This window comes from Achromobacter mucicolens (genome assembly GCF_902859725.1).
GTDB classification, from domain to species: domain Bacteria; phylum Pseudomonadota; class Gammaproteobacteria; order Burkholderiales; family Burkholderiaceae_B; genus Achromobacter; species Achromobacter mucicolens.
The window spans coordinates 37939-64370 of sequence record NZ_CADIJP010000001.1 but is presented as its reverse complement, the minus strand read 5'-3'; the positions used below and the strand labels follow the sequence as shown (position 1 = coordinate 64370).

Below are 26432 nucleotides of genomic sequence, written 5' to 3'. Positions count from 1 at the left end.
TCACCGTTGCGCGCTCCGCGCCAATGGCACCTGCCGCGCACGTTGCGCCGGCGTCGCCGCGCCCGAGGCGTGCCCCTGAACCCCATCCTCTAGAAGCGTCTGCGGCAAGGCAAAGCCCTTGAACAGCGGCTGGGTGAACGGATTATTGGCCTTCTCGGTACTGATGCGGTAACGCATGCCGCCGTCCGGGGCGGCGAAGCTGATGTCCACGCTAGTGCTGGTGGCGCCGTTGAGCCGAGCTTGGCTGAGCAGGCGGTAAAGCGACCATGGACCGCGATAACTCAGCGCGCTGCTGCTCCCCCCCGCGTGCACCAACGTCATGCGGCTCTCATTGCTGGACGCCAGCGTGTTCGGCCAGATCAGTGCCGTGCTGGTGGTAGGACCGTGGTTGTAGCTGACCAACTGGCCTTCCACGCTCAGCGAGCTGCTGCGTTTGCTTGGCGCCATGCCCAGCGGCTCGACGTGGAACTGCACGCCCAACGACCCGCGGCTGTTGAAGAAGGCGTCTCGGATCCTTTCCGCGGCCTCAAGCTGAGTCAACACGTCCGCTCGCACCAGATAACCGCCCAGGCTCTCGGAATACAGCGCCTCCAGATTGTCCTCGATGAACAGGTTCAGATACTTTTCGCGGAACTGCTGCAGGCGCCCCTGCGGACCGAAAAACGCCGTAAAGTCGTCCAGTGCCACTTCCTCACGGCTGGTCGGATTGAACGGATAGCGGTTCGCGAGACGCTCGCGGTAGAACCGATACACATCGATATCCCAGCGGCGCTCCAGTTCTCGCAATGCTTCTACCAGAATGACCCGCGAGGACTCATTGGCCAGCTTGCCCACCTGGCGGTTCAAGGGCTCCGGCAGGCCGGCCGCAATGCGTTGCAGATTGCTGATGGGATCGGGCCCCTTCAGCCCGAAACGCTCCAGCACCACACCAAGCGCCGACTTGCCGCGATCGGGGCTGTCGTGCACCGTGCGCACCTTGTCCTGCACGCTTGAAATTGCCACCAAGGTCTCGTCCAGATAGGACGCCCGATCCCCCTTGGCCTGCAGCAGTTGGCTCATGGGTGCAAACGCGCGAGAGATGCCGAGAATCGGCCCGGCTTCCTGCGCATCCTTGTCGGCGGCCGCCCTGTCCGTCACGCCCGCAACTTGCGCAGGCGTGGCGCCCTTGCTTGCGAGCGCGGAAACGCCCGCTGCCGGTGTATCGCCAAACTCACTGTTGTCGCGCACCGTTTCCACCAGCCGGCGCAACGGTGCCGCAGGGCTGGTCACCGTGCCCAGGACATTGACCGCCTCGGCCAGGTCGTGAAAGTCGCGCACCTCAAGCTGATTCAGGTTGCGTTGCCACGTGTCGATGTAGTCGCGGCCATAGATGGCCTGGATTCGTTCGGCCAGCGCGCGCTTGTCGGCCCGCGAATAATCGATGTTGCGCCGCTCCCCCAACGCCCATTGATCGATCATCGCCAGCTCGGTCAGATCCTGGCTGTGCGGCGCAAAGTAGCCGTGGAATCCCTTGGCCGTCAACAGCGCGTCGATGCGGCCGTCGGACACATGCTCCGGCGCCCCTTCCTTGTCCAAGCCCGTGGGCTGATAGACGACGTCAAAGGCCGGTCCGATCTCGTTGCGCAGGTCGAGCGGCGACCTCAGGGTGTCACCCGCTTGACGGCGCATGGTCATGTAAACGCGCTGCGGCAGCGGGATCTGCCGCAGGTCGCGCTGCACGACCGACACGCGCTCATGAAACTGAGGCAACTCGGTATCGGCATACTTCATCGCGTAATCCAGGTGTCGCATCAACGCGCGCTGCACCTTGTCTTCGCCGGGAAAAGCCTGGGCCCATTGATGCCCCATCCAACGCTCCACGACCGGCGGCCGGCGGTTGGGGCGGTCTTCGATCATGCGGTACACCCGCAACGCTTCGAGCTGCGCATCGCTGTCCACCACCGTCCCGTCAAGATGCTCCATCACGCCATCGGCGAGCGCCGGCAGAAATCGTTGAGACAGCAGCGTGAGATAGGCCTGATCCACTTTGGGCCCAATCTTCCATCCCTGATAAAGGCCCATGTCTGCCACAAATGGCCACGCCTCGCGGTGATCGCCATACACCGCCACCGCGCTGCTAATCTGGTCCAGCGGTTGAAGCAGATTGCGGCCAGTCGTATCCAGCTTGCCGTCGATGGCGTGGGCGCTGAAAGCGCGGCTGCGTTCCAGCACGCTCATCGCCTTGTCCCGGTTCACGCCGTAGTAGTGATACCAGCCACCGATAAGGACTGCGCTTCCCAGCGACGCCGCACAGAAGCGCAATGCCAACGCCCGCCTTTTTTCCGCCCGCACGCGCGGGTTATCGCCGGCAAGACCGGCTTCGGGGTAGACGACACGCTGGAACAGTTGCTGGGCGAAGTACACCATGGCGCGGCCGCTGGGGTGCGCGGTCGGAACCGGCTCACGGATATCGTAGTTTTGCGACGAAGATGACAAAAAGGCGTTGGTCAGCACGCCTTGCTGGAAGACCGACGACAGAAACACGCCGCGCGGCAATGCCGGCGTGAGATATCGGTCGCTGCCCAACACATCGGTCAGAAACTCCATCAAGAGCGCCCGCATGCCGGTCAGCTGCCGGGCCAGCGAATAGAGGGCTTCGCGCCGGCTCAGTTCGCGCACATCCGCCAACGCATCGAAGACCTGCTCATTGAGGCGCTTGAGGAACTCATCGTATTGCGCGCCGAGTTCGTCGCGCCAGGCGTCGTAACGCTGAACGGAGTCGAGCGTAAACGTAAAGCCGAAGATGTCCTCGCGCACGGACTTGGTTAGCCGGGAAAACAGCGGTTCGAAGCCTTCGAGCAGGTCGAATTTGCTCAACACGACATACAAAGGAGGCCGGGTACCAAGTTGACGCGTGAGTTCGGCCAGCCGGGCCCGCAACAACGAAGCCAGCGCCTTGCGGTCGCTGGGCTGCTGATTGAGCAAGGTCACCAGGCTGACAATCAGCACGACGCCGTTGAGCGGCCGGCGGCTGCGACTTCGCCCCAACCAGCCTACGAAACTTTCCCACAGGCGGGGATGCAGGTCCTCGGGCAAGCGCGGGCGTTCGGCAACGGCTCCGGGTGGCGATTGTTCATTGTCCTCGGAAGCGGCAGCCTGTCCCAGGTGTCCCGGAATCTGAGGCTGGCTAATCAGTTCGCCAGGCGGATCGATCAGCACAGCATGATCGCCTATCCACCAGTCGATCCGATAGATCCTGTCGGCGTCTGCCTCCAGCCGTTGGCTGCCCGCCTTGACCTCGCCGGTCAGCGAGAAAGTCTGGCTGGACCGGTTGATGAAACTGGTCTTTCCGGCGTTCTCCTGCCCCAGCACGAGATACCAGGGCAATTGATAGAGCGCGTTGCGGCCTTTCAGGTTGGCCTGGAGCAGGCCGAGACTCTTATCCAGATCGCGTTCCTGGGCTTGCACGTGCCGCAAGCAGGGATCGTCTTCTTGCTGCTGCGCTTGGGCCCGTTCTGCTTCCAACGCCACGTTCCGCCTGCGCAGCCCAATAGCCCACACCAGCAACGGCAGCACCAGCACCACAAGCGTCGCCATTACGCGGGCGGCGACACTGGCCAGAGGTTGGTATTCGTCCACCGTCCACAGGGGGCCCAGCCACCAAATAGCTGCCAGGGCAATCACCAGCATCATCAGCAACGCCAAGGGCAAACCCTGCTTTGTCCACCTCAGTATGGGCTGGCCATAACGTTTCACCTTCGACCCAATCTTAAACATGAGGTTGCTCCATTTTCTTGCATTCGATTTCGGTGTGCAGATGCCGCTCCAGCAGGCTGAACAAACTCGGCTCCCACTGCGCTGCGGTCGCGCCTTGCATGATCTGATGTGCCCGCGCGTAAAGCCCATCTGCCAGCCACGCCAGACCGCGGGCGCCGAGCAATTCGGCGGCGATCGCGATGACATGGCAACCATGCCGCGGATCGGCAGATGCCTTCTGAAGAGTGTCCAGACGCCTGAGCATCGATTCCACGCCCGTCGCTTCCAGCGCCTCGCGCAACTCGTCACGCAGCACGGGATACTCATGTCCCGCGCCTAGCTTGGTGCTAGCGTCATCAGCGCCGCTGATCCAGGCCTGCGTCTCGCCATCGACGAAGGCCCGGCCATCGGCGAACTGCAATTTCACAAGCGCTGGCAGTTTTGCGACAAAGCGCTCAGTGGCCTGCCGTATGGCTTCGGCGACGTTCTGCATTTCCAGTCGCCGTGCGATGCCGGCCGCCAGATAGCTGCCGCGCAGCCAATACGGTGACGAGGTGATGCTTTTCTCGACCCGTTGAAGCAGGGCCGGATCGACCGCATTCGCTCTCAGCGCATCCCAATAGGCCTCAGCGGTCTCGGCGGGAACGGCCATCAGCTCGGTCCGAAGCGTATCCTTGCGGGTCGACGGCGCAATGCTCAGGTGCGCCCAAAGGGCAAAGCGGCGCAGCAGATAACCCGTGGGGTCATAGGCATCCTGGTGGTTGATGAGGTCGGCGATGGCCAGCAGCGAGCGCCGCGTTTCGCGCTCGTTGCCTGATCCCACCGCGACAGGCGTGAAGAACGCCTCGGTGATTCCAGACGTCTGCGATGAAAGTTCGTGGTGCGCCTCGGCGAGTTCAGGCGCGCGAGTCGCTTCGGACTTCAACCTTAGCTGCGCTTCCAGTCGCGTTAGCGCCGGCATGTCCAGCTTCGTTTCGCTCGCGCAGCCCTGCAGCTTGTCCAACGCCTGCTGAGCGGCTTTGTAGTATTCGTCAGCGTATCCGGCGCCGTCCAACCTGGTCAGCGCCTCGGCCAGACGCTCAAGCTGCTGGGACATCAGGCGCCGCTTGGCCAGCAAGCCAGCAGCGCCAGGTTTTGGGTGGCTTTCGGTCCAGTACTGACAGCTTATGCCGGCCAATACGCCGGCCGCCTCGGCCCAGCCGCGCCAACCGCCTGCGCGCATGCGGGCGGTTGACAATTGCGCAGCAACGCGCAAATGCTTGCACTGCGATTGCAGGTACTGACGCGAAGCGCAATCCACATAGCCCCAATCGATGGACGCCTCTTGCAATCCACCGAGCTTCATCATTTCGGTTTCGATGCCCTGGAAGGCGTTGTCTTCCTCGTCGAAATCTCCGGCCGGCCGATCGGGCGATATGGGCGAAAGAATGCTGTCGAGATCCAGCGGGGGAAATGTGCTCACCAATGACAAGCCTCGCGTTGTTGCGCCATCAATTCATGGAGCGCTGCCGCATCGAACGTGAGCCCGTCAAACATGGCGTGGTCGCTCTTTAATTGCACCAGCTGAGCCGGCCGCGTCAGATAGCGAAGCTGCTCTATGGCGACCAGCCCGCGGCCGGCGTCGGTCACCGTGCCATCGTCCACGACCAGCCAGGGCCGGCTCGCTGTTATTTGCCTGCCATCAAGCAGCAGGCGGATGTGCACGCGGCTTACCTCGAGGGGTTGCGCCGTGATGAGTTGCAGGCGCGAGATGTTTTGCAGGCAACTTATCGCCAGCAGTGGCGGCGGCGCGCTTGCCTCCCGGGCAGGCGCGGAGATCACGACCTTGTGCTGGCCGGGTATCGCATCGTCCAAGCGCAACAGCAACATGCCGAACTGATCTGCCTTGCGGCGTGACTCGTTGCGCTGCACCAGCGCCACGATGTCCGGCACGCGTACCAACTCGGGCAGCGCGATCACGGGTGATTCGGTGCCCGCAGCGGCCGCAGGGGGGGTACCCGCTTGCGCGTCGAAACAGGCAAGCCGCTCGATCGCCGACACGATGGTCTTGCAGTCACGGCCCGACGCCATCGCGCCCGATGCCGCAGCGCAGCCCGCCAGCACCGTGGCAGCAAGCAGCAACGCCCGAAATCGCTTCATATTGCTTCCTCTCCAGTCAGATTCAGATCCAGGCACTTGCGCGCCAAGGTGCGTTTGGGAATGCCCAAACTCTGCGCGGCCACACGGCGCGACCCTGCGGCCTGGCGTAGACGGTCTTCCAATAACAAGCGCTCGAACGCGGCCAGCGCTTCGGGAAGGTTGTCGGTGTGCCATAAACGCTGCAGGATGGCGTCTCCCGTCTCATCGTTCTCCGGCGCGTCCACGCCGCGCGTCAGCTCAACCAGCCGGTTGGTCTGGATACGCTTGCCCGCAGGTGTGCGCTCTGCCGCTGCCAGCACCAAACTGCGCAGCTCCCTTACGTTGCCCGGGAAACGATGGCGCTGGAGCTGCGCCATCGCGTTGTCGGAAATTCCGGCAACCCGCCCGGGAAAGGACCGGTTGTGCTCAAGCAGAATGTTGGCCACCAGCGCCGGGATGTCTTCGAGGCGCTCGCGTAAGGGGGGAATGTGCAGCGTCAGCTGGCGAATGCGGAAGTACAGGTCTTCGCGGAACTGGCCATCCCGCACCAGATCCGCCAAGGCGCGATGGGTTGCGCAGATCAGCCGAAAATCGGAAGGAAGCTCTCGTGTCGCGCCCACTGGCCGGTATTTTTTTTCATTGAGCAGGCGCAGCAGAGTCCCCTGCAGACTTAAGGGCATATCGCCGATTTCGTCCAGAAACAGCGTGCCTCCATCGGCTTCGGCGACCAGGCCTGTCCGAGCCTGAGTCGCGCCGGTGTAGGCGCCGCGGACAGCGCCAAATAGTTCGGCCTCGATGAGATCCTTGGGAATGGCCGCGCAATTGACCGGCACAAACTTTCCCTTGCGCGCGGAGGCTTGATGTATCAGCCATGCAGCGTGGTCCTTGCCGGCGCCCGTCTCGCCTGTGACAAGCAGCGACAAGGAAGAGTCGGCGAAACGCAGCATGTCTTCGCGCAGTCGCCGTGCGGCGGGCCCGGCGCCGATGAAGCCGGCAGACAGTAGGCGGCGGCGTCCTCGCGTCTCTGACTGCTGCGCCAGCATGCCCTGACGGGTCTGCACCCGCTCGTCCAAGCCCAAGCGATCGCGCAGGCCAGTCAGCACCGCGTCAAACAACCTGCACAACTCTTGCCATGCCGGGTCTGCAGTCCATGCGTGCAGTGCGGGCGCCGCGCCGGCCAGAAGCAGCACGGCATCGGCCTTGCGGCGCGCGTCCAGAAGCGGCACGAACAGCCACGCATCAGCGGCCGCCAGCTTTTCGCGAAGCTCCTCGTACCCGCCTTCGACGCCACACAAGCTATCAACGCGCGCGACATGACGCGTATGACCGGTCGTCAGACAGTAAACGATGGGATTGTCCAGGTCCTGCAAGGGATAGGCCGGCAGCATATCGAGCGCCACGCCATGGCTGGCAATTGGCCGGATACTGTCTCCCGCCGTCTCCGGCCAATAGCAAACCCCGTAACGTATGCCTGGCGTGGAGCAAACGCCTGAGAAGAACCGGTCGGCCAGCGACGCAACGCCACTGGCCTGCACCAATGTCCGTGCGAGCGCGGCGGCGCCTTGGGCACTCAAGGACATTACGCTGACTCCAGGTCTGCGTGAAAAACAGCGCCGTCCCAGCTGACCGTGGCCTGCCGGAAACGCTGCCCGCCTGCAAGATGTTTCAATACAGCCAGCGACAGCGGCGGCAACATGTCGCCATCGATGCTGGCATCCAGCAACCGCGCGCCGTTCTGGTGACGAAGGCATCGCGCCCGCAATTCATCCCGCGCGGCGGCGTCTATCGTCAGTTGCGCCTGATAGCGGTCGTTGAACTGGCTTTCAAGACGCTCCAGGCGGCTCTCGACGATCTCGCCAAGGGTTTCCTCGTCCAGATACGAATACTTGACCACCTGCATGCGCGCCAGCAACGCGGGTTTGAAGAATTTCGTGAGGTGTGCCCGCAACGCATCGCTTCCGACATCGGAAAGCGAACCGCCGTCGTGATCGAACCCCAAGTTCGAGGTAAGGAAGAACAGCACGTTTTGACAGTCGATGCGCCGGCCCTCGCCATCGGCAAGCTCGCCTTTGTCGAAAGCCTGGTAGAAGATATTGAGCACCTCGGGGTGCGCCTTTTCAACTTCGTCCAGCAGGACCACAGAGTAAGGCCGCTTACGGATGGCCTCGGTCAATACGCCGCCTTCTCCATAACCGACGTACCCGGGCGGAGCGCCCAACAAGCGGGATACGGTGTGCTTCTCCTGATACTCAGACATATTGATGGTGGTCACAAACTGTTCGCCACCAAAGAGCGCGTCTGCGAGGGCCAAAGCTGTCTCTGTTTTCCCCACCCCGCTCGGACCGACCAGCAGAAAGGCCCCCATCGGCGTTCCGGGCCGCCGCAGATCCGCCATTGCCGTCATCAGACGCCGGTGCAAGACGTCCAGGGAGGCGTTCTGCCCCTTGACACGCTCACGCAGCGTGTCGGGCAACTTTTGCAGCCGCTGGAACTGATCGCTATTGATGGTGGCGGCTGGAATGCCTGTCCAGTCCGCGATGACCTGTGCAATCTGCTCGGGGCCGACATCCGCATGCAGCAGCGCTTTGTCGCGCTGCAGCGCGGCCAGTTGTTCGACCATCGCTTCCAGGCGCGATACGGTGTCTTCCTGCGAGTCACCCGCACGGAGCGCGACGATCTGGTCGATCAACACCTTTTGCTCGCGCCAGGCGGCCTGCAACTGCTCGATGGAATCGCGAATCTGTTGCCGCGTCACGTCCAGCGCCGCCAGCCTGCCGGTGTCGGGCTTTCGTCCGGCACGCGCATCGCGCCACAGCAGGTCGGCCTCGGCATCCACCTGCCTCAGCTCGTTTTCCAACCTGGCGATACGTCGCGGCGGCTCGGCCAACGCGGTCGCGACCCGGGCGCAAGCCGTATCCAGGACATCGATGGCCTTGTCCGGCAATTCGCGGCCCGAGAGATACCGTGAAGACAGGACAGCGGCAGCCTTCAGGGCATCGTCGGAAATGGTTACCTGATGGGCGTCTTCATAGACGCCACGCAGGCCGCGCAGAATGTGTATGGCCTGCTCCACGCTGGGCGCAGCCAGCTGCACCAATTGAAACCGCCGCGTCAGCGCCGGATCCTTCTCGAAGTACTTCTTGTATTCGGACCAGGTCGTGGCGGCGATCGTGCGCAGTTCGCCGCGCGCCAGTGCGGGTTTCAACAAGTTCGCCGCATCGCTGCCGCCAGCTGCATTGCCGGCTCCGATCAGCGTGTGAGCCTCGTCGATGAACAGGATGATCGGCCGCGCCGCGTTCTTGACCTCGTCGATGACCGCCTTCAGGCGTCTTTCGAACTCGCCTTTGACCGAGGCCCCCGCTTGCAGGGCGCCCAGATCCAGTCCCCACAACGTCACGTCGCGCAGCGGTGCGGGCACACGCTGCTCGACGATCCGTTGGGCCAGCCCTTCTACAACGGCGCTCTTTCCGACCCCCGCTTCGCCGACCACGATTGGATTGTTTTTGCGCCGGCGCGACAGGATGTCGATCATCAGGTCGATTTCGGCATCCCGGCACAGCACGGGATCGATGTTGCCCGCACGCGCCTGGGCGGTGAAATCGTGTCCGTACTTGCTCAACGCACTGTCAGCTCCAGCCGGCGCCGATTTATTAGGTGTCGAATCCGCTTGCTGGGGCGCTTCCGAAGAGTCGGCCAGCAATACGGTGAAACGCTTGCGCAGTGTCTCCCGATTAATACCCTCGAACAGCCGCATCGACGGATAAGGCAGGTAACGAGCAGGGCTGAGCAATGCCGCCAGAAGGAGCGCTCCGGTGCGGATTTCGGCTTGTGCCAATTCCAGTGAGCTCAGCAGCCAGGCGTCGTGCATCAACTCCAGCAGCAATGGCGAGAACGAAGGGTAGGCGTGGCCGTGCCCGCTATCGGGTTTGGGAAATGTGCTGGCAAGCGCCTCGCGCAGCGCATCCAGGTCGACGTCCGTGTTCGCCAGAACGCAGCGAACGTCGCACTTCGGTTGATCCAGAAACTTGTACAGCAAATGGGCAACCGTGACCTCTGCCCCGTGCTGTCGAATGCACAGACTGCCGGCTTCCTCAAGTGCGTGCCGCCCGACGGCGTGCAACCTGTCAAGCAAAGCAGCCAGATCAATGGAGATCATGCCGGAATTTCCTCGTGGCCATGGGAGTTTTCACCATTTGGTTTTGCGGGGCATGCAGACGCATGGAATATGGCTGCCATCCAGGGCATTCACTTTGAATGCCGAACCCTGCATTTATTGTTCACGCGCCAAGTCTGTAAAAGACAAGCGCATTAAGAAAACACGGCCAGTCGGAACTATCAATCGGACTAATTCGAATATTCGGCGAACGTCCTTTATTTCTTATCACAAATCATATTTTTGATAAGAGTCGGATTAATCCCTCTTATTTTTCGAACTTTTTATATGTCCAACGTTTCCGATCGCACCGCAAAATGCACAGCTCATTTTTGACTTCATCCTGTGTGTCGCTGGCGGCACCGGGTTTTGCGACACCCAGCCAGAAGACCTGATATTCCGGCGTCTACCAACGCGGACTTCCATGCCTTCCGGAGCGGACGAATAAACGGCTCGAATATTTGAAAGGAGTTACCCATGGCGTCGAAAGTTGGTTCAGTTGCACCGAAAGAGCGGATCAACATCCGCTACATCCCCGCGACGGGCGATGAGCAGCAGGAAATAGAACTGCCACTGAAAGTGATGGTGCTCGGCGACTTCAGGGGCCACGGCGACGAAACGCCGCTGGAAGACCGCCCCGCCATTCAAATCAATAAAGACACCTTCAACGAAGTCATGGCCGAAGCCGGTCTGAACTTGAAAGTGGACGTCCCGGCCACGCTCGAAGAAGGCAGCGAGAACGACACCCTCAGCGTCAACCTCCAATTCCAGAGCATCAAGGACTTCAGTCCCGACGCCATCGCCCGCCAGGTTCCCGAGTTGAAGAGCCTGCTGGAACTGCGCGAAGCGCTCGTTGCGCTCAAGGGACCCATGGGCAACATCCCCGCGTTCCGCAAGCAGATCCAGACCCTGCTGGGTGACGACAGCGCGCGCGGAAAACTGGCGCAGGAACTCGACCAACTCCTGGCGACGCCTCAGGCGTGATGCCGGGCTCCGTCTCAAACCCACTCTGATAGGTTCTCAAGGACGCACCGATGACCAAAGCCAAAACTGCCGAGTTCCAGGAACACGCCGACAGCCTGCCCCCTGGCGGATTGCTGGCCCAGATCATGGCCCAGACCCGTATCGAGCCCAGCCAGGAAGGTTATGCAGTCGCCGAGCGCGGAGTCGCAGCCTTCGTGTCCGAAATGCTCAAGTCCGAGTCTCGCGAACAGCCGATCAACAAGCATCTGGTCGACCAGATGCTTGCCGCCATTGATCGCAAGCTCAGCAAGCAGATGGATGCCATTCTGCATCAGCCCGAATTCCAACAGCTCGAATCCATCTGGCGAGCCCTCTTCGACTTCGTCCAGCGCACGGACTTCCGAGAAAATATCCAAGTTGTGTTCGTGCCAGTCACGAAAGACGAACTGCTCGAAGACTTCGATAGCGCTGCCGACATTACCCGCAGCGGTTTGTACAAGCACGTATACACGGCCGGCTACGGCCAGTTCGGCGGACAGCCGGTCGGATGCATGATCGGCAACTACAACTTCGGCCCTTCCGCGCCGGACATCAAGCTGTTGGGCTACCTCGCCTCCGTAGGCGCCATGGCGCATGCGCCTTTCCTGGGCGCTGCCGGGCCCGAAATGCTCAATCTGGAATCCTTCGAAGAGCTGCCCAACCTGAAAGAGGTCAAGGACATCTTTGAAGGCCCGCGCTTCGCCAAGTGGCGTAGCTTGCGTGAATCCGAAGACTCGCGCTATCTGGGCCTGACCATGCCCCGGTACCTGCTGCGCCAGCCGTACGATCCGCTCGAAAACCCGGTGCGCAGCTTTGCGTATGAGGAAGCCATCGACGGCGACCACCGCAACTACCTGTGGGGCAACACGGCGTTTCTGATGGGCAGCCGCGTGACGGACAGCTTCGCGAAGTTCCGCTGGTGCCCGAACATCATCGGTCCTCAATCCGGTGGCGCAGTAGAAGATCTGCCCGTGCACCTGTACGAATCGTTGGGACAATTGCAGGCCAAGATTCCCACCGAAGTCCTGGTCTCGGATCGCAAGGAGTTCGAACTTTCAAGCGAAGGTTTCATTCCGCTGACCATGCGCAAAGACAGCGATAACGCCGCATTCTTTTCGGCGAACTCCGTGCAAAAGCCCAAGGTGTTCCAGAAGACACCCGAAGGCCAGGCCGCGCAGACCAACTACATGCTGGGAACGCAACTTCCCTACATGTTCATCATCAACCGCCTGGCGCACTATATCAAAGTGCTGCAGCGCGAACAGATCGGCAGCTGGAAGGAACGCCAGGACCTGGAGCGCGAACTCAACAACTGGCTGCGCCAGTATGTCGCGGACCAGGAAAGCCCAACCAGCGACGTCCGCAGCCGCCGTCCGCTGCGGGCGGCTCGGGTCGTTGTGCAGGACGTCGACGGCAATCCTGGCTGGTACCAGGTCGCGCTTTCGGTGCGTCCGCACTTCAAGTACATGGGCGCCAGCTTCGAGCTGTCGCTGGTTGGCCGCTTGGACAAGGATTGACAGGGAGCTGACCCATGCCTCGGTCCCCTGGGCGCGGCAGCCTGTTCGAACGGCTTGATCCCGACCTTCCGCCACGGCGCAACCGCACCCGCCAGGAGATGGCGGCCGAGCGCATCCGCGCCATCAAGCGCCAACTGGAATGGATCCTCAATTCCCGCCAGGGCAGCTCGCAGAGCAGCCCTGGCTTGGGATTGCGCGATCTGAACGACGCGGCGACGGGCGCCGTGGACCTGCGCCAACAGGTCTGCCTTGACATCCACGCCGCAGTGGCCGCCTACGAGCCGCGCGCTCAAGTCGTCGACGTCAGGCCATTGGCGGGGTCCGATCCGTCATTGAATCTGGGCTTTCGGCTGATCTGCCGGGTGCCGCTGAACAATGCGGAAGAGCAGGTCGAGATAAGCCTGCTCTTTCACCATCAAGGCCGACAGGTCAGGGTGACTTAGCAAGTAGCCAAAGGAGGCTGACCGGATGCCACTGAAGGGAAAATTCCGAGAGGAACTAGATTACTTGCGCCGCTTGCGGCGCGTCTTCGCACGCAACAACCCGCAGCTGGCCCCGTTTCTGGGCGAGGAAGCCACGGACCCCGATGTGGAGCGACTGCTCGAGGGCTTTGCCTTCCTCACGGCAAAACTGCGTCTGAAGATCGAAGACGACTTTCCCGAACTGACGCACTCGCTGCTGCAAATGCTGTGGCCCAACTATCTGCGGCCCCTACCCAGCGCCACGATCATGCAGTTCGAACCCACCGACCACTCCATCACCGGCCGCCAGACCGTGCCGCGTGGAACCAGCATCCAGTCGCGGGCCGTGGACGGCGTGCAATGCCAGTTCCGCACGACTCAGGACGTGTCGATCTTCCCCTTCGAGGTCGCAGGCGTCGATGATGGCCATTCACTGGAAAAGTCGATTGTCCGCATTGACCTCGCCACCCTGAGCCAAAACCCGCCCAGTACGTTTGGCTGCGACCAACTAGACTTCTACCTGAGCGGCAGCGATTACACCGCACAGACACTGTATCTATGGCTGGCCAAGTACCTGGGCGAGATCCGCATGGAGTCCAATGGCCGGGTTCGCCACATCCCGGTCGGCCAAATCGACTTTTCCGGATTCACCCCCGACTCCGCCCTGCTGCCCTACCCCAAGAACGCCATGGATGGATACCGCATCCTCCAGGAGTACTTTCTCTTTCCTAGGCGCTTCTACTTTTTTTCACTGACGCACCTGCTTGGGCTGTGGCCCGACCTGCCCACGAAAAACATACGCATTGAGTTTCACTTCACGCGCCCCATGCCGGCGGACGTGAGGGTACGCAAGGCAGACATCGCGCTTTACTGCACGCCGGCCGTCAACCTGTTCGAACACGACGCCGAGCCTGTCCGACTGACCGGAAAGGCCGCCGAATACCGGCTCCAACCCGGCGGCCACCGGCCTGATGCGTTCGAGATCTTCAGTATCGACAAGGTCGATGGATGGAAGAACGGCGACAGCGCTCAGCCGGGGGAATGGCTACGTACCTACGAACCTTTTGAGTCGCTGCGTCATCAGATCGAACACGAACGCGGGCGGACCACACTGTACTACCGCACGCGGTTGTCGCCGTCACTCTCCGACTCGGGCATCGACCACCGCATTGCGTTCGTGCGGGGCGATGACCGCCACTACATTGGCCGAGAGGAAACGGTGTCGCTCTCGCTGACCTGCACCAACCGCGATTACCCGCTTGCGTTGGGCGTCGGCGATATCCGCGAAGGGTCGCGCGACACCCCCGCATTCGTTCGCTTCAAAAACCTGACGACACCAACGCCGCCATACCGTCCTGTACTCGCTGGCGATCTGCATTGGAGTCTGATCTCCAACCTTTCACCCACTTACCTGTCGCTGCTGTCGGCCGAACCCCTCAAAGCCATTCTTGGCAACTACGACTTCTCGGCACATCACGACATCCAGCGTGCCCGAACGACGCAAAAGCGCCTGGACGGGCTGAAGGCAGTGGTCAGTGAGCCCATCGACCGCATGTACAAGGGTCTTCCCATCCGAGGCACGCGCACCCTCTTGAAGCTCGATCAGGAAGGATTTTCCTGCGAAGGCGACCTTTATCTTTTCGGGACAGTGCTCAGCCACTTCCTGTCGCTATACGCCAGCCTGTCGTCGTTCCACGTACTGGAAGCGATCAACATGACCAATCAGGAGCACTACGCATGGCCGATGCGCAGCGGAACGCAGCCCCTGATCTGAGCGATTCATTGTTGGCCGAGGCCAAGAGACATGACTTCTTTTGCCTGCTGGAGCGGCTGCATGGGCTGCACGATGACGACCTGGAATCATCCGACACCTTCGACGCGGATCACCAGCGCATTCTCCTGAGCAATCACGCGGGGCTGGGTTTTCCGGCGTCCGACGTCGCGCTGGCCGAACGCCTTGAAAGTCAGGTTCCGCATCAGTACCGGGTGCAAGCCACGTTCTTCGGGATGCACGGCACGGATTCTCCCCTGCCGAGCTACTACCTTGACCGCCTAGCCTACGAGGCCGGCCAAGGCGTGGGCATCCGCCCCGCGTTCCTGGACTTCTTTAACCATCGCCTGTTGACGTTGTTGCACCAGGCCTGGCGCAAGTATCGCTATTACATCCGCTTCCGGCGTGGCGCGGATGACCAGTTCTCTCGCCGAATCTTCGCGCTTATCGGTCTGCAGCATGACGCGACCCGGGGCGACACGCCAATCGCCTGGAGCCCGCTGCTGAGCTTTGCCGGCGCGGTGGTTCTGCGCAGCCGCTCGCCTGCGATGCTGGCCGGGCTGATCGCGCATTGCTTCGACCTGGAGGATGTGCAGATTCGCGACTTCGCGCTTCGGCACGCCGTCATCGACGATTCCGATCGCATCAGGCTTGGCGTGAACAACGGTCAGCTTAGCCACAGCTTCCAGATCGGCGACAGCGTACGCACTCGGCACAGCAGCTTCGTCATCGTGATATCGCACTTGAGCCAGGCGCGATTTCGCGAGTTTCTGCCCCACGGCGAAAACTTCGAGCGCCTGCGCCAGCTCGTCGTTTTTCTGCTGCGCGACCCGATTCCCTGCGACCTCGAGCTTCGCCTACGGCAAGACGAAGTGCCTCCCTTCAATCTTCGGCTTGCCGGCGGCACGCAACTGGGTTGGACCAGTTTTCTTGAACAGCCGGCCTCGACCCTCCCGCCGCCCGTCAGAGTTTCCCTGCGCACATGATCCCGACATCCTCTCATCATCGCCTTGCACTCGTGGTCGACAACCCTCAGGCCCTGCAGAAAGGCAGCCAGCCCCGGTGCCTGTTCGATATCGCAGGCGGCACGATCGGCGCGCACGGGGCGGACTGGATCCTGCATGACAGGTCGGGCCGCGTCCAGTCCATCCACTGCGAGGTCCGCTACGAAGATGGCGGCTACTTTGTCATCGATCGCTGCGGACAGACGCGTGTGAACGACCAAATGGACCCGCTTGGCGCGCTTGTCAGCGTTCGACTGCGCGGGGGAGACATCCTGCACGTAGGGCCCTATCGCCTGACCGTCAACCTGGATGACGAGACATACGCCTTGCCCGACCCAGCCCGGCATCTCGCCGAGCATGAGGTCGCCGAGCTGCTTGGCACATCGAACGATCATATCGGGGCCCTGCCCCACGGCGACGGAGCGCCGGCGCCAAACCCGCCGTCAGAACGTGGCTGGCGCGATTTCAACGCCTTGTCGGAGCCCTCGACGCAAGGACAGCTGGACCCGTTGCTGGCGCTCGAAGAAGCCATCCGTCCGGACCCCGCGTCAGCCGACAACGCCGCTTCGCTGGATTCCAGGCATTACGGCCAGACGCAGTTGGCCGCACAAGCCGACCTGTCCACGACCCGATTCGAAGCCGTTTCCGGCTCCCCTTTGCATGCCTTCGGAGATCCCCCCATGTCGGGACACCCCCCTTCTTCTGCAGTCCCCCGAGCATCCGATCAATGGATCCAGAATCAGTTCAACCACGGCGGCGATGCGGCGGGCCTTTTGGCGCCCTTGGTCGAAGGGCTGGGCGCGCCTGTGGGCGCAGTGGACCCGCACGATGCGTACACCCTGCTGTTCGAGGCGGGGACCACGCTCGCCGCGCTCATTCGCGGCCTCGCCGCATTGAATCGCGCACCTCAGGGCGCACGGCTGGCACTCGCCAAACGCACACTGCAGCCCATCGAAGACAATCCGCTGCGCCTCCCGCAGACCTATCCAGACACCGTGCGCGCTCTCTTTTCCCGGGACCGCAGCATGGTCCACCTGTCTCCCACCGCCGCCGTCGAGGAAGCGCTCGAGCAGATAGCCGAACAACATCGCGCGATGCTAGACGCCGTCACCGCCGGTCTGAGTGCGCTGTTGCAAGCGTTCTCGCCGGACCAGCTTGAACGCCGGTTTGCCCGCTACCGGTCCGGCCAGCAGCACGAAGCGTTACCTGGTGACGGGGCCTGGCAGATGTACCGGCATTACTACGAAGAACTCAGATCCAGCCGCCAGCAAGGCTTCGACAAACTGTTTTGGGAGGTCTTCGACCAAGCCTACGACCAGTCGCTGCGCAAGGAAGAGCCATGAGGCCAGCCGTTGCACTTCTGTGCGCCGCATCCTTGCTGTCCGGATGCGGCACCGTGGGCAACGTCCTCACCAAGACGGGGCAGATCCTGATGGATCCGGACATCCAGGTGGGCCCGCCAGAGGATCAGCCAACGCAGGTGGCGTTGAGCCTGTACGCCGCCAACGACGTGAATCCCAATCCGGTTGCCGAACCGGACTCGGATCCGACGACGGCGCCGGTGAATGAACGGTCGTTCTCGGTCAATGTGCAGGGTGAAACCCGCGAAGACCTCGTGCATCGTCTGCAAGCCTTGCTTGAACACCTGCATCAAACGGAATCGCCGGCGGCGCCGTCAGAAGACGGCACGAGTACGGCCGTCAGGTCCGCGCTGACCAAAGTCTTCAAGTCTCGCTCCATCGTCATGAACCCCTCTTCTGAAAGCCTGTGGACGGACAGCGTGGCGACGAACCAGGCCCCCTTTCCGGTGCAGTGGCAACTGCGCCAAGGTGAAGACGAGCAAGATTCAGCCCCCGCGGCTGGCCATGCTGCCAGCCCCCATGGAGAGGACGTGGCGCTGGGCCAGTACCGCGATGGCGTTCCCCTGGCGCCCGCGCCGCTGGCGGCCCAGGATCATGCCAATGCCACGCCCGTCTCCTTTCGCGTGATCCAGCTCAAGGACGATTCGCTGCTGGAAAACGCCGATCCCGATCTGGTCCGCAGTGCCCCCAAGAAGGCGCTGGGAAGCACCTACATCACAGCCGACGACTACCTGCTCGCGCCCGGCCAATTCAAGTTCATCAACTATCGCGACCTGGACGAGGACACCCATTACGTCGCGGTCGTGGCGGTCTTTCATGCGCCCGACGCCCAACGTTGGTACGACGTGTTCCGGGTGGACCCGCGCAGCCGCAAGTATGCCTTGCTGGTGACCTTGCAAGACACTCGGGTCGCCATCACCGACGAGAGCTACCGGCCAGCCAAGACCGCTCAACGTGCCAGCAATCAAGCGAGAGAACAACAATGACCAGCCGCAATCCCGTCGTTTGGGGCGAAGGGCAATTCGTCAAACCCCAGCACTTCCAGCAGACCGACCGATACCTCGAGCACTACGTCAATGTGCGCATGGGCAGCAGGTACTGTTATGGCTTCTCGGAGCTGGAGCTGAATCAGGAGTTTCTGTCGTTCGGCAAAATCTCCATCGTGCGCGCGCGCGGCGTCATGCCTGACGGCACCGCCTTCAACATCCCCCACGACCAGCCGCCGCCCGAGCCCCTGTCGATTCCTGATGCGACCGCCGCCAATCAGACGGTATACCTGACGCTGCCGCTGCGCTCGGACGGGACATCCGAGGTTCGTTGGCCGGACACCCTGGGCAACGCCCGCTACCTTCATCACACCGAAGACATCCGCGACACGCACAGCCATCAAGGCAATCACACACCCATCGCCTTGGCCGTGCCCAATCTGCAACTGGCATTGGAACGAGACGATAGAAGCGCCTTCACGGGCTTGGCATTGAGCCGGATCCTGGACAGGCGGCCCGACGGAAGCCTGCTGCTGGACAGCGACTTTCACATCACGGGCATGTACCTGCAGGCCATCCGCCCGCTGGCGCACTTCATGGAAGAGATCGCCGCGCTGATGCTCGAGCGCGCGAAAAGCATCGCGCAGCGGATCGGGTCGCCCGGCCAGTCCGGCGTTGCAGACATTACCGACTTCAACCTGCTGCAAGCGCTCAACCGATGGCAGCATCTGTTCCGGCACCTGGCGCGCGACGCCGATGTGCGACCGGTCGATGCCTATCTGGCGTGCGGCCAAGCCTGCGGCGAACTGACCACCTTTACCGACGAGGGACGTTTACCGCAAGACTACCCCGCTTATCAGCACGACACGCCACAGACCACTTTCCGCATGCTGAAGGAGACCCTGCGCCGCGTGCTTAGCACAGTGCTGCAGCCGCGCGCCGTGTCGCTGCCGCTGGACAAGCAAGGCCATGGTGTATTCACGGCGCAAGTTCACGATCCTGACCTGCTGCAGAGCGCCGACTTCATCCTCGCCGTTCGCGCGCGAATGCCCTTGGAGCAAATGCGGCAACAGTTTGTGCGCCAGGCGAAGATGGCCTCGCACCAGTTGCTGCAGGAACTGATCCGACTGCAGTTGCCGGGAATTCCATTGATGACACTGCCGGTCGCGCCGCGCCATCTGCCTTTCCACGCCGGTTTCACCTACTTTCAGCTGGACCGGTCGCATCCCCATTGGCAGCGCCTGATGCCGCAGGGGACAACCGGATTCGGCTTCCACATTACCGGGGACTTCCCCGAGCTGGAGCTGCAGTTCTGGGCCATTCGGAGTCAATGAGATGAGCCATACCGTGATGGTCGGCAACGACCGCATTGAGACCAGTCCCTCTCCTTCCGTTCTGCCCAAGGTGCCGGACGACTTCATGCGTACCCCTCGGGAACCCAGTATCCGTGACGCGGATCGGGTTCTCTACGAAGGTGTGGACCGCATCAATGCGGACGAGGATCTGCAATTTCAGTTGCGCGGCCACAGCATCAACCCCTTGGTCGACATCGCCCAGCCGCTGTTCGGCCTGGTGATGCGGGTGCGCCGCATGAAGGACCTGCCGGAAGACGATGTGAATCGGCTATATGAGAACGTCCGGGACCATATCACCGCTCTCTCGGAAGAGGTTCGGCAGCTTGGATACGACGGGGCGACGCAGCTGTCATTCCGCTACGCCCTGTGCGCCTTCATCGATGAAGCGGTGATGGCGACGCCGTGGGGTGTGGGTTCGCGATGGAAAGGCCGGTCTCTCCTGAGCTATCACCACAACGAAACCTGGGGCGGCGAGAAGTTCTTCACGGTGCTGGCGCGAATGCAGATGGATGCCGCCAAATACCGCGATGCGCTCGAGTTCAAGTATCTCTGCCTGTGTCTGGGCTATCAGGGCAAGTATGGCCAACAGCACAACAACAAAGACACGCTGAACGCCCTCATTACCCGGCTGCATGAGCAACTTCGCCAGCTGCGGGGAGACGTGCCCGAACGTTTGGTCGACGCTCCCGCGAACATCTCCACGCTCCGTCACAGGCTGGACCGGCAGTGGCCGCTTTGGACGCCTTGGGCGCTAGCCGCGGTTGTGGTGGCCGCAGCGTTTCTGTACTTCTCCCTGAAACTGGGCGCCGCGACGCAGATGGTGCTGGATTCGCTCGAGAGCATTCTCAAACAGTGATGCGGCTAGTTTTGAACTGGAGATAAGACACCATGCCCACCCAATCGGATCTGCACTTTGCCTTCACCGTCGGCGACGCATCGTTCGACGTCGTTGAGTTCACCTTGCAGGAAGGCCTCTCCGAAACGTACGTGCTGCAAATCGAACTGGCCAGCGCCAATGCGGCCGTCGACTTTGGCAGTATTCTGGACCGAGCCGCGCTGCTTACCATCTGGCACGGCGACACGCCTGTCCGGTACGTGCACGGCGCGGTGTCTTCATTCGTCCAGGGCGAAACCGGCTTTCGCCGCACGCGGTATTCGGCGACCGTCGAGCCACGCGTGGCGCGCCTGAAACTCAGTTCCGACTGGCGGATCTTCCAGGCGCTGACCGTTCCACAGATCGCGGAGGCGGTGTTCAAGGCGCATGGCTTCAACCAGGACTACGAGCAGCGCAGCACCACCGAGCACCAGTCCCGCGAGTACTGCGTGCAAGCCGGCGATACGGACTACCACTTCGTCGAACGCATCATGCGTGAGGAAGGCTTCTTCTATTCCTTCCGTCATGGCCCCGAGGGCCATCACCTTGTCCACAGCGATCGCCTGTTCATCCACGGCCGCGTGGCCGACGAGCCGGTGCGATACAACCCCACGCCTGGCGGCGATCAACCGCAGCCGGCGCTGCGCCGCTTCGCCTACACCGAGAACGTGCGCACCGCGCGCCAGACCCAGCGCGACTACACCTTTCACCATCCGCGCTATACCCACCAGCACAGCCGCGATGGACGCGACCTGGACCATCAAGGCCGACGCTACGAGCGCTACGACTACCCCGCCCGCGCCAAGTTCGACGAGGCCGGCAAGCCCTTCGCCGAGAGTCGCCTGCGCGGACACCGACGCGATGCGCGGGTCGCCTTTGTTGAAGGCGATGACCCGCGCCTGCAGCCGGGTATTTCGTTCACCTTGGCCGGGCATCCTCGTGAAGACCTGAACCGCGGCTGGCGCCCCGTCCGCATTGTCCACCGCGGCATCCAACACACGAGCCAGGCCGAGGAAAGCGCCGATGCCTCGCGCGGCACGCATTACCACTACGAGGCCGAGCTAGTCCCGGACGACGCCGAGTGGCGTGCAGAACCGCTACCCCGGCCGCGCATCGATGGACCGCAGAACGCCGTGGTGGTCGGCCCGCCCAATGAAGAAATCTACACCGACGAATACGCCCGCGTGAAGGTCCAGTTCCCCTGGGACCGTCTCGGCAAGGAAGACGAATACAGCTCCTGCTGGATTCGCGTGTCCCAGAACATCGCCGGGGCCACGTGGGGCCACATGGCCATTCCGCGCATCGGCCAGGAGGTCATCGTCTCGTACTTCGACGGCGATCCCGACCAGCCCGTGATCACCGGCCGGGTATACAACCGCCTGCAATTACCTCCCTACGAACTGCCGCGCCACAAGACGCGGATGACCATCAAGACGAAGACCCACAAGGGCGAGGGATACAACGAACTGCGTTTCGAGGACGAGAAGGATCAGGAAGAAATCTACGTCCACGCGCAGAAGGACCAGAACATCCACGTCAACCACGACGAGTCGACGTTCGTGGGTCACGACCGCAGCGAGCAGGTCGAGAACGACGAAACCATCACCATCGGCCACGACCGCAGGGAGACGGTGGGCAATGACGAGCAGGTGAACATCGGCCAGGACCGGCGGCACGACATCGGGCGAGATGACTTTCTGACGGTGGGGCGTAATCACACCATCTGCACCGGCAAGGACCGCACCGAGGAAGTGGGCAACAACCGCCGCGACAAGACGGTGGCGAATCACTGGGTGAGCATCGGCGGGCACCAGGAACAAACTGTGGAGGGGCACGCGGAACTTCAGGCCGGTCAGGCGATCCGGCGGCGCACGAAGATTTATGAGCTTCAGGCGGCGGAGAGCGTGATCTTGAAAGGACCTGGGGGGACGATTCGTATTGATGGGTCGGGGATCACGCTTGAGGGGACCGCCATTTTGATCAAGGGGCCGATGAGCCAGAAGGGCGGTGGGGCTGGCAACCCATTTGCGATCCGGAGTGACCCGGCCACGGGCAAACCCATCGACCGCCTGTGCGGGCGCCGTCCGGACGGTACCTGCCCGTTATCCGACTGCCGCTGTCTTGGAGGGCTCGCGCGATGACACTTCCCAAAACTCCGCCTTGGATCACATCCATGGGCAAGGACATCACACAGGATGCGCTTCCTCGCACGCCGTTCCGCTATCTGTTGCTGATGACCGTGCCACTACAAAACTGGGCCTACCGCCCTGTGCCGCAAGAGGGCGAATACCGCCCCGCCTATGCGCCTGGCGTGTTGGACATGGTGAAAGAATTCGATCCCTTACCCTGGCATGCTTGGGTCTGGCAAGGCACGCCACTGGATGAGCAATTTGACCGCGGCCCGCTGCTGGTTGACGCGACGAGCCAGCCTGGGCTGATGCAAGAGGCTCTCACGCACTGGGCGCCCGCAGGTGGCGCAATGTTCATCGGTGCGGCGGCCGATCTCGGTGATTTGGCGGCACACCTCAGAGGTTTAGTGCAGCTTGATCTGTCTTGTGAGGGCGAAGCCACCTTGAACGTTCAACCGCATCACCTCGCCGCCTGGCTCGAGGCGTTGGACGAGGACCACCGCGATGCGTGGCTTGGTCCGATCAGCGCTTTGCTCTGGCGCGCTAGCTGGGGTCCAGTTCACGACTGGCGCCGCGTGGATCGCGACGTTTCCGGATATGTTGGCGGCAAGACGAGTGTACTGATGCTGCGCCCTCACGAGCTCGAACGCTTCGACGCAAACACCCGTGAGCACTTCATGCAAAGTCGCATCTACGAGGTGCATTCGATTCCCGATCACACCGGTCGCAGCCTCGAAGAGATTCGCGACTGGATAGAGCAACTCCTTCAATTGGCCGACCGTCTGAATTTTCACGAAGAAACCGTCACGGCCCAATACATAAACCTGTTCGCCCATCATCCGTGGCTGCTCCAGAACGATGAGGCACGCGAAATTCTCAATGACTTGACCGAGTCGCCTCAGGCTCGTCTGCGTCAACTGGACGCGCTCGTTCGCGCACAGGAATCCGCTGATGACTAAGACCACAGCAGGCGGCGCAAAGTCCGCACCGGCGTGCTGCCCACGCATTCCCATTCTTCCCATCCGATATGCGATTGTTCCGAATTCGGACGGTTCCGCCCAGTACCGGTACGCCGAGTCCGGCTTCAGACTGGAAATGGGCTTTCCGTTTCTGCAGTTGTCTTCGTATACCTTGCGTGCCATTCGTCCGGGCTATGTCTATGTCTTCATGAAAGGCCCAAAGGGCGAGAAGCTCGTCATTCATGAGTACGACGGTGAAGGTCATTATCAGGAATTGACATACACCGGGCTGGAGAACTACGACAGGAAGGACAGGTACAAAGCGGGCGCACGCATGGGGTGGGTGTGGGCAGACACCAGTCCCGAGACTGCCAAGGAGGTGTGGGTCGGCTATAGCCCGCACCTCTGGACCAACGACATGACGGCCAGGATCTCCGCAGATGCCACGGTGCGGCGGCTTCATATGCGGCCCCTGGACATGGCCGAACTGACCTCGGGTGTCAAATCGCCTTCTGGCCAGCCCCACGTGCTGCCGGCGGTTGCGTTGACACAGTGGGTCGAGGACTTCAAGCCGCGCCAGGAGCGTCTGCCGCTGGATTGGAGCAGCCATGCAAGCAAGGATGATCTGCCCGTTGGCACGTTTCTAGCCCATCGAAATCACTATCGGTTTACGCAACCGCGAGTGCCGGCGGTCGTGGTTCTCAATGACGCGGAGGGACTGTGCCAGGATCTCGGCCTTTCCGTCGCCGCGTATCAGCATCAGACACGCGACCTGATGCCCTCCGAACAGATTCATTCGGCCTCCGGCACGGACAACGCCGAGCTCGGCGCGAAGGATTTCCCGAGGGCATTTCGGCAGGACGTGGAGGCCTTGAGCGCTAAGAGCCAAAGCTACCATCATCGCAATCTGGTGGCGTTACTCCTTGAAAAGACCTTGCGAAACCTGTACCCACGCGACAAGCATGCGCCGGAGCATTTGGCCAAGTTGCGCTATGAGTATCAGCAAAAGCAGGTTGGTCACCACCGTCGCTTCACGCCCTCCGAGATGGTCTTCGAGGTGCTAACGAACGAGCACTTTTCGCCCGCAGGCGGCCGTTTAGGAGAGCGTATCGACAAGGCCAAGTATCACCAATTCCTGGCCGAGCGCGACGAGGTTGAGAGCCGATTGCGACGTCTCCACGCCATCGTGGCCAAGGCAAGCGAAGATCACGATCAGTGGCTTGCCACTGCCGAAACAGTATGGGAGAACGATCCGAACAGCCTAGCGGCGCCCCTAACCGCTTACGATCGCAACAACCGAATATCAGCGATAGGGCTGGAAGTGTCCCTGTCGATGCTGATTCACCCCATGAGCCAGTCGTTGCCCGGCACCGAGGACGACGACCCTCGTTTTATGCGGTTGAATGCGTGGCTCGACAAGGATGACAGCCCGATCTACACGGCGTTGGCGCCATTCAATCCCTTCAAGGAAAAGGCCGATGCGGTGGGGTCCTTGTTGGGCGCCGCGGATTACATCATTGAGGATCTGGCGGGGCGCTTTCCCGCCACAGCCGGCGTCACGGACCTGACAGCGCAAACTGTGACCACCGTGGTGCTCAAACGCATGCGAGGAAAGACTCGCTGGGACGCCAGTCGCACCCTGCGGCAGCAGGTACTTGCCGCCGCCGATGAGGCCAACGCAAGCAAGGCCATGGGCTTGATTGGCGCTCGCTACCGCATCACCGATGAGGTTGTACGCTCGGATGCCTTCAGCAGTGAAGTCGACAACCTCATTAATTCTGGCATGGCGAAGGTCGAAGAGATAAAGAAGGTGCGCGTCCACGGCAGCCGCACAGTGACCATCGAGGAAACCCTGACGCGGCGTGTGAAGCCAAATATTGCATCGCTGCTCAACACGACGGGCGGGGGAGCGTTAAACGTAGGCATGCTCTGGTTCAACATAGTGAGCCTTAGGACCGCCTACGCCAACTTGCGGAGCGATCCGTCTTTCGAATACGCGGCAGGCTTCGCGTCCGCGCTTTTCGGACTGGCGGGCGCCGCAGCGGCTGTGCTGGTCAGCGCGCGGGCTTCTCACAAGATCATTATGTTGCGAGTCAGTGCGACGGTGCCCGGCTTCGCCTTTGGCAATGGATTTGTCCGATTCATTGGCAGCAATCTGTTCACCCGACTGGCGGGCTACCCCGCAATAGCCTTCGGATTTATCCCTGATTTATTCAAGGCACATCGCCAGCGCGCAAATGGCGACAGAGTCGCCGCAGCCTTGACGGCAACTGGCGGTCTTGCAGTCGTAGCCGGCTCGGCCGCGATTCTGGAAGGTGCGCTTGCTATTGCTGGCGCAACTGCTGTCATCCCGGTAGCGGGCTGGGCGGCAGCAGCAATCGCACTGCTTGGGGCAGGGGTTCTCGCTGGCGGCTTGGCGCTACATTCTCGAGCCAAAGCTCGTATCCATCGACCAATTGAGCTATGGGCGGCGCGAAGCATATTCGGAACGCTCGAAAACGACGGAGAGGATCGGAAAAAAATCACACTGGATCAGCGCAAAAGACTTCCACCGTACTCCAGCGCAAGCGAGGAAATCAAGAATTGGTATGCCACCTACTTCGCACCGGCCTTACTAGATGAAGAACAGGCTCAAGCCCTCGGCGTACCTGGAGTAGACAGCCGTTGGCACCACAACACCGCGTGGAGATTGCCCGACTGGGGAAAGATCACCACCGACTCAGTGCCCGAAGAACCGAGCGTAGCGGAATTTACGATTCTGCTGCCCGACTACGTCTTGGGACAAAGTGATTGGGAATACGAGCTTAGCGTACCCCAGACCGATCACAATAAAGCCACTATCGCAGGCGACCCGGAAATTTACATCGTCGAGAGAGGGCTGATCGCACATTTCAAGATTGACATCAAAACCTATTCGAAGTTGGTGTTGGATGTCATCTATAAACCTAACGAAGGCCTCGACGAAAACGCCGAAGCCCCTGCGCAGTTTGTATTGGAACACTGAACG

At 61.7% G+C, this 26432-nt stretch carries 17 protein-coding genes; 12 read left to right on the top strand and 5 right to left on the bottom strand.

Annotation, left to right across the window (positions count from 1 at the left end; genetic code table 11):
• The 5 genes from tssM to tssH are packed head-to-tail and all read right to left on the bottom strand — an operon-like array spanning position 1 to position 10009.
• Positions 1 to 3756: a type VI secretion system membrane subunit TssM gene (gene tssM / locus HV786_RS00280; RefSeq protein ID WP_128829996.1), complete on the bottom strand. Its 3756-nt coding sequence runs from the start codon at positions 3754 to 3756 to the stop codon at positions 1 to 3.
• Entirely contained in the window at positions 3749 to 5197 is a 1449-nt protein-coding gene (gene tssA / locus HV786_RS00275) for a type VI secretion system protein TssA (RefSeq protein WP_128829997.1), read from the bottom strand. The genes tssM and tssA overlap by 8 nt, the downstream gene beginning before the upstream one ends.
• Entirely contained in the window at positions 5194 to 5874 is a 681-nt protein-coding gene (vasI, locus tag HV786_RS00270) for a type VI secretion system-associated protein VasI (protein WP_217284735.1), read from the bottom strand. Before vasI ends, tssA begins: the two co-directional genes overlap by 4 nt.
• Positions 5871 to 7433 (bottom strand): sigma 54-interacting transcriptional regulator, encoded by a 1563-nt coding sequence (locus tag HV786_RS00265; protein ID WP_175209673.1) that lies wholly within the window; start codon positions 7431 to 7433, stop codon positions 5871 to 5873. Before HV786_RS00265 ends, vasI begins: the two co-directional genes overlap by 4 nt.
• Entirely contained in the window at positions 7433 to 10009 is a 2577-nt protein-coding gene (tssH, locus tag HV786_RS00260; protein ID WP_175209671.1) for a type VI secretion system ATPase TssH, read from the bottom strand. Before tssH ends, HV786_RS00265 begins: the two co-directional genes overlap by 1 nt.
• 474 nt (positions 10010 to 10483) lie before the next feature.
• On the opposite strand from tssH, the gene tssB reads away from it, so the two are divergent.
• The 12 genes from tssB to HV786_RS00200 are packed head-to-tail and all read left to right on the top strand — an operon-like array spanning position 10484 to position 26429.
• Complete coding sequence (gene tssB / locus HV786_RS00255) at positions 10484 to 10990, top strand: type VI secretion system contractile sheath small subunit (protein ID WP_128829842.1); 507 nt, start codon at positions 10484 to 10486, stop codon at positions 10988 to 10990.
• 50 nt (positions 10991 to 11040) lie between these two features.
• Entirely contained in the window at positions 11041 to 12525 is a 1485-nt protein-coding gene (gene tssC / locus HV786_RS00250) for a type VI secretion system contractile sheath large subunit (RefSeq protein ID WP_128829841.1), read from the top strand.
• Positions 12526 to 12539: 14 nt separating this feature from the next.
• The gene (gene tssE, locus HV786_RS00245; RefSeq protein ID WP_128829840.1) at positions 12540 to 12968 is read left to right on the top strand and encodes a type VI secretion system baseplate subunit TssE; all 429 of its coding nucleotides are present in this window, start codon (positions 12540 to 12542) and stop codon (positions 12966 to 12968) included.
• A gap of 25 nt (positions 12969 to 12993) precedes the next feature.
• Positions 12994 to 14760 (top strand): type VI secretion system baseplate subunit TssF, encoded by a 1767-nt coding sequence (gene tssF / locus HV786_RS00240; protein WP_128829839.1) that lies wholly within the window; start codon positions 12994 to 12996, stop codon positions 14758 to 14760.
• Positions 14724 to 15743 (top strand): type VI secretion system baseplate subunit TssG, encoded by a 1020-nt coding sequence (gene tssG / locus HV786_RS00235; protein WP_128829838.1) that lies wholly within the window; start codon positions 14724 to 14726, stop codon positions 15741 to 15743. Before tssF ends, tssG begins: the two co-directional genes overlap by 37 nt.
• On the top strand, positions 15740 to 17104 hold the full coding sequence (tagH, locus tag HV786_RS00230; protein ID WP_128829837.1) for a type VI secretion system-associated FHA domain protein TagH: 1365 nt from the start codon (positions 15740 to 15742) through the stop codon (positions 17102 to 17104). Before tssG ends, tagH begins: the two co-directional genes overlap by 4 nt.
• Positions 17101 to 18108, top strand: coding sequence for a type VI secretion system lipoprotein TssJ (gene tssJ / locus HV786_RS00225; protein WP_128829836.1), 1008 nt, complete (start codon positions 17101 to 17103; stop codon positions 18106 to 18108). The genes tagH and tssJ overlap by 4 nt, the downstream gene beginning before the upstream one ends.
• Positions 18105 to 19442 (top strand): type VI secretion system baseplate subunit TssK, encoded by a 1338-nt coding sequence (gene tssK, locus HV786_RS00220; RefSeq protein WP_128829835.1) that lies wholly within the window; start codon positions 18105 to 18107, stop codon positions 19440 to 19442. The genes tssJ and tssK overlap by 4 nt, the downstream gene beginning before the upstream one ends.
• A gap of 1 nt (position 19443) precedes the next feature.
• Positions 19444 to 20319: a type IVB secretion system protein IcmH/DotU gene (icmH, locus tag HV786_RS00215; RefSeq protein WP_128829834.1), complete on the top strand. Its 876-nt coding sequence runs from the start codon at positions 19444 to 19446 to the stop codon at positions 20317 to 20319.
• 32 nt (positions 20320 to 20351) lie between these two features.
• Positions 20352 to 22478 (top strand): type VI secretion system Vgr family protein, encoded by a 2127-nt coding sequence (locus tag HV786_RS00210; protein ID WP_128829833.1) that lies wholly within the window; start codon positions 20352 to 20354, stop codon positions 22476 to 22478.
• Between the two features lie 32 nt (positions 22479 to 22510).
• Positions 22511 to 23425 carry a DUF4123 domain-containing protein gene (locus HV786_RS00205; protein ID WP_252870386.1) on the top strand — a complete coding sequence of 305 codons (915 nt, stop codon included), beginning with the start codon at positions 22511 to 22513 and terminating at the stop codon, positions 23423 to 23425.
• The gene (locus HV786_RS00200; RefSeq protein ID WP_128829831.1) at positions 23418 to 26429 is read left to right on the top strand and encodes a T6SS effector BTH_I2691 family protein; all 3012 of its coding nucleotides are present in this window, start codon (positions 23418 to 23420) and stop codon (positions 26427 to 26429) included. The genes HV786_RS00205 and HV786_RS00200 overlap by 8 nt, the downstream gene beginning before the upstream one ends.
• Positions 26430 to 26432 lie beyond the last annotated feature (3 nt).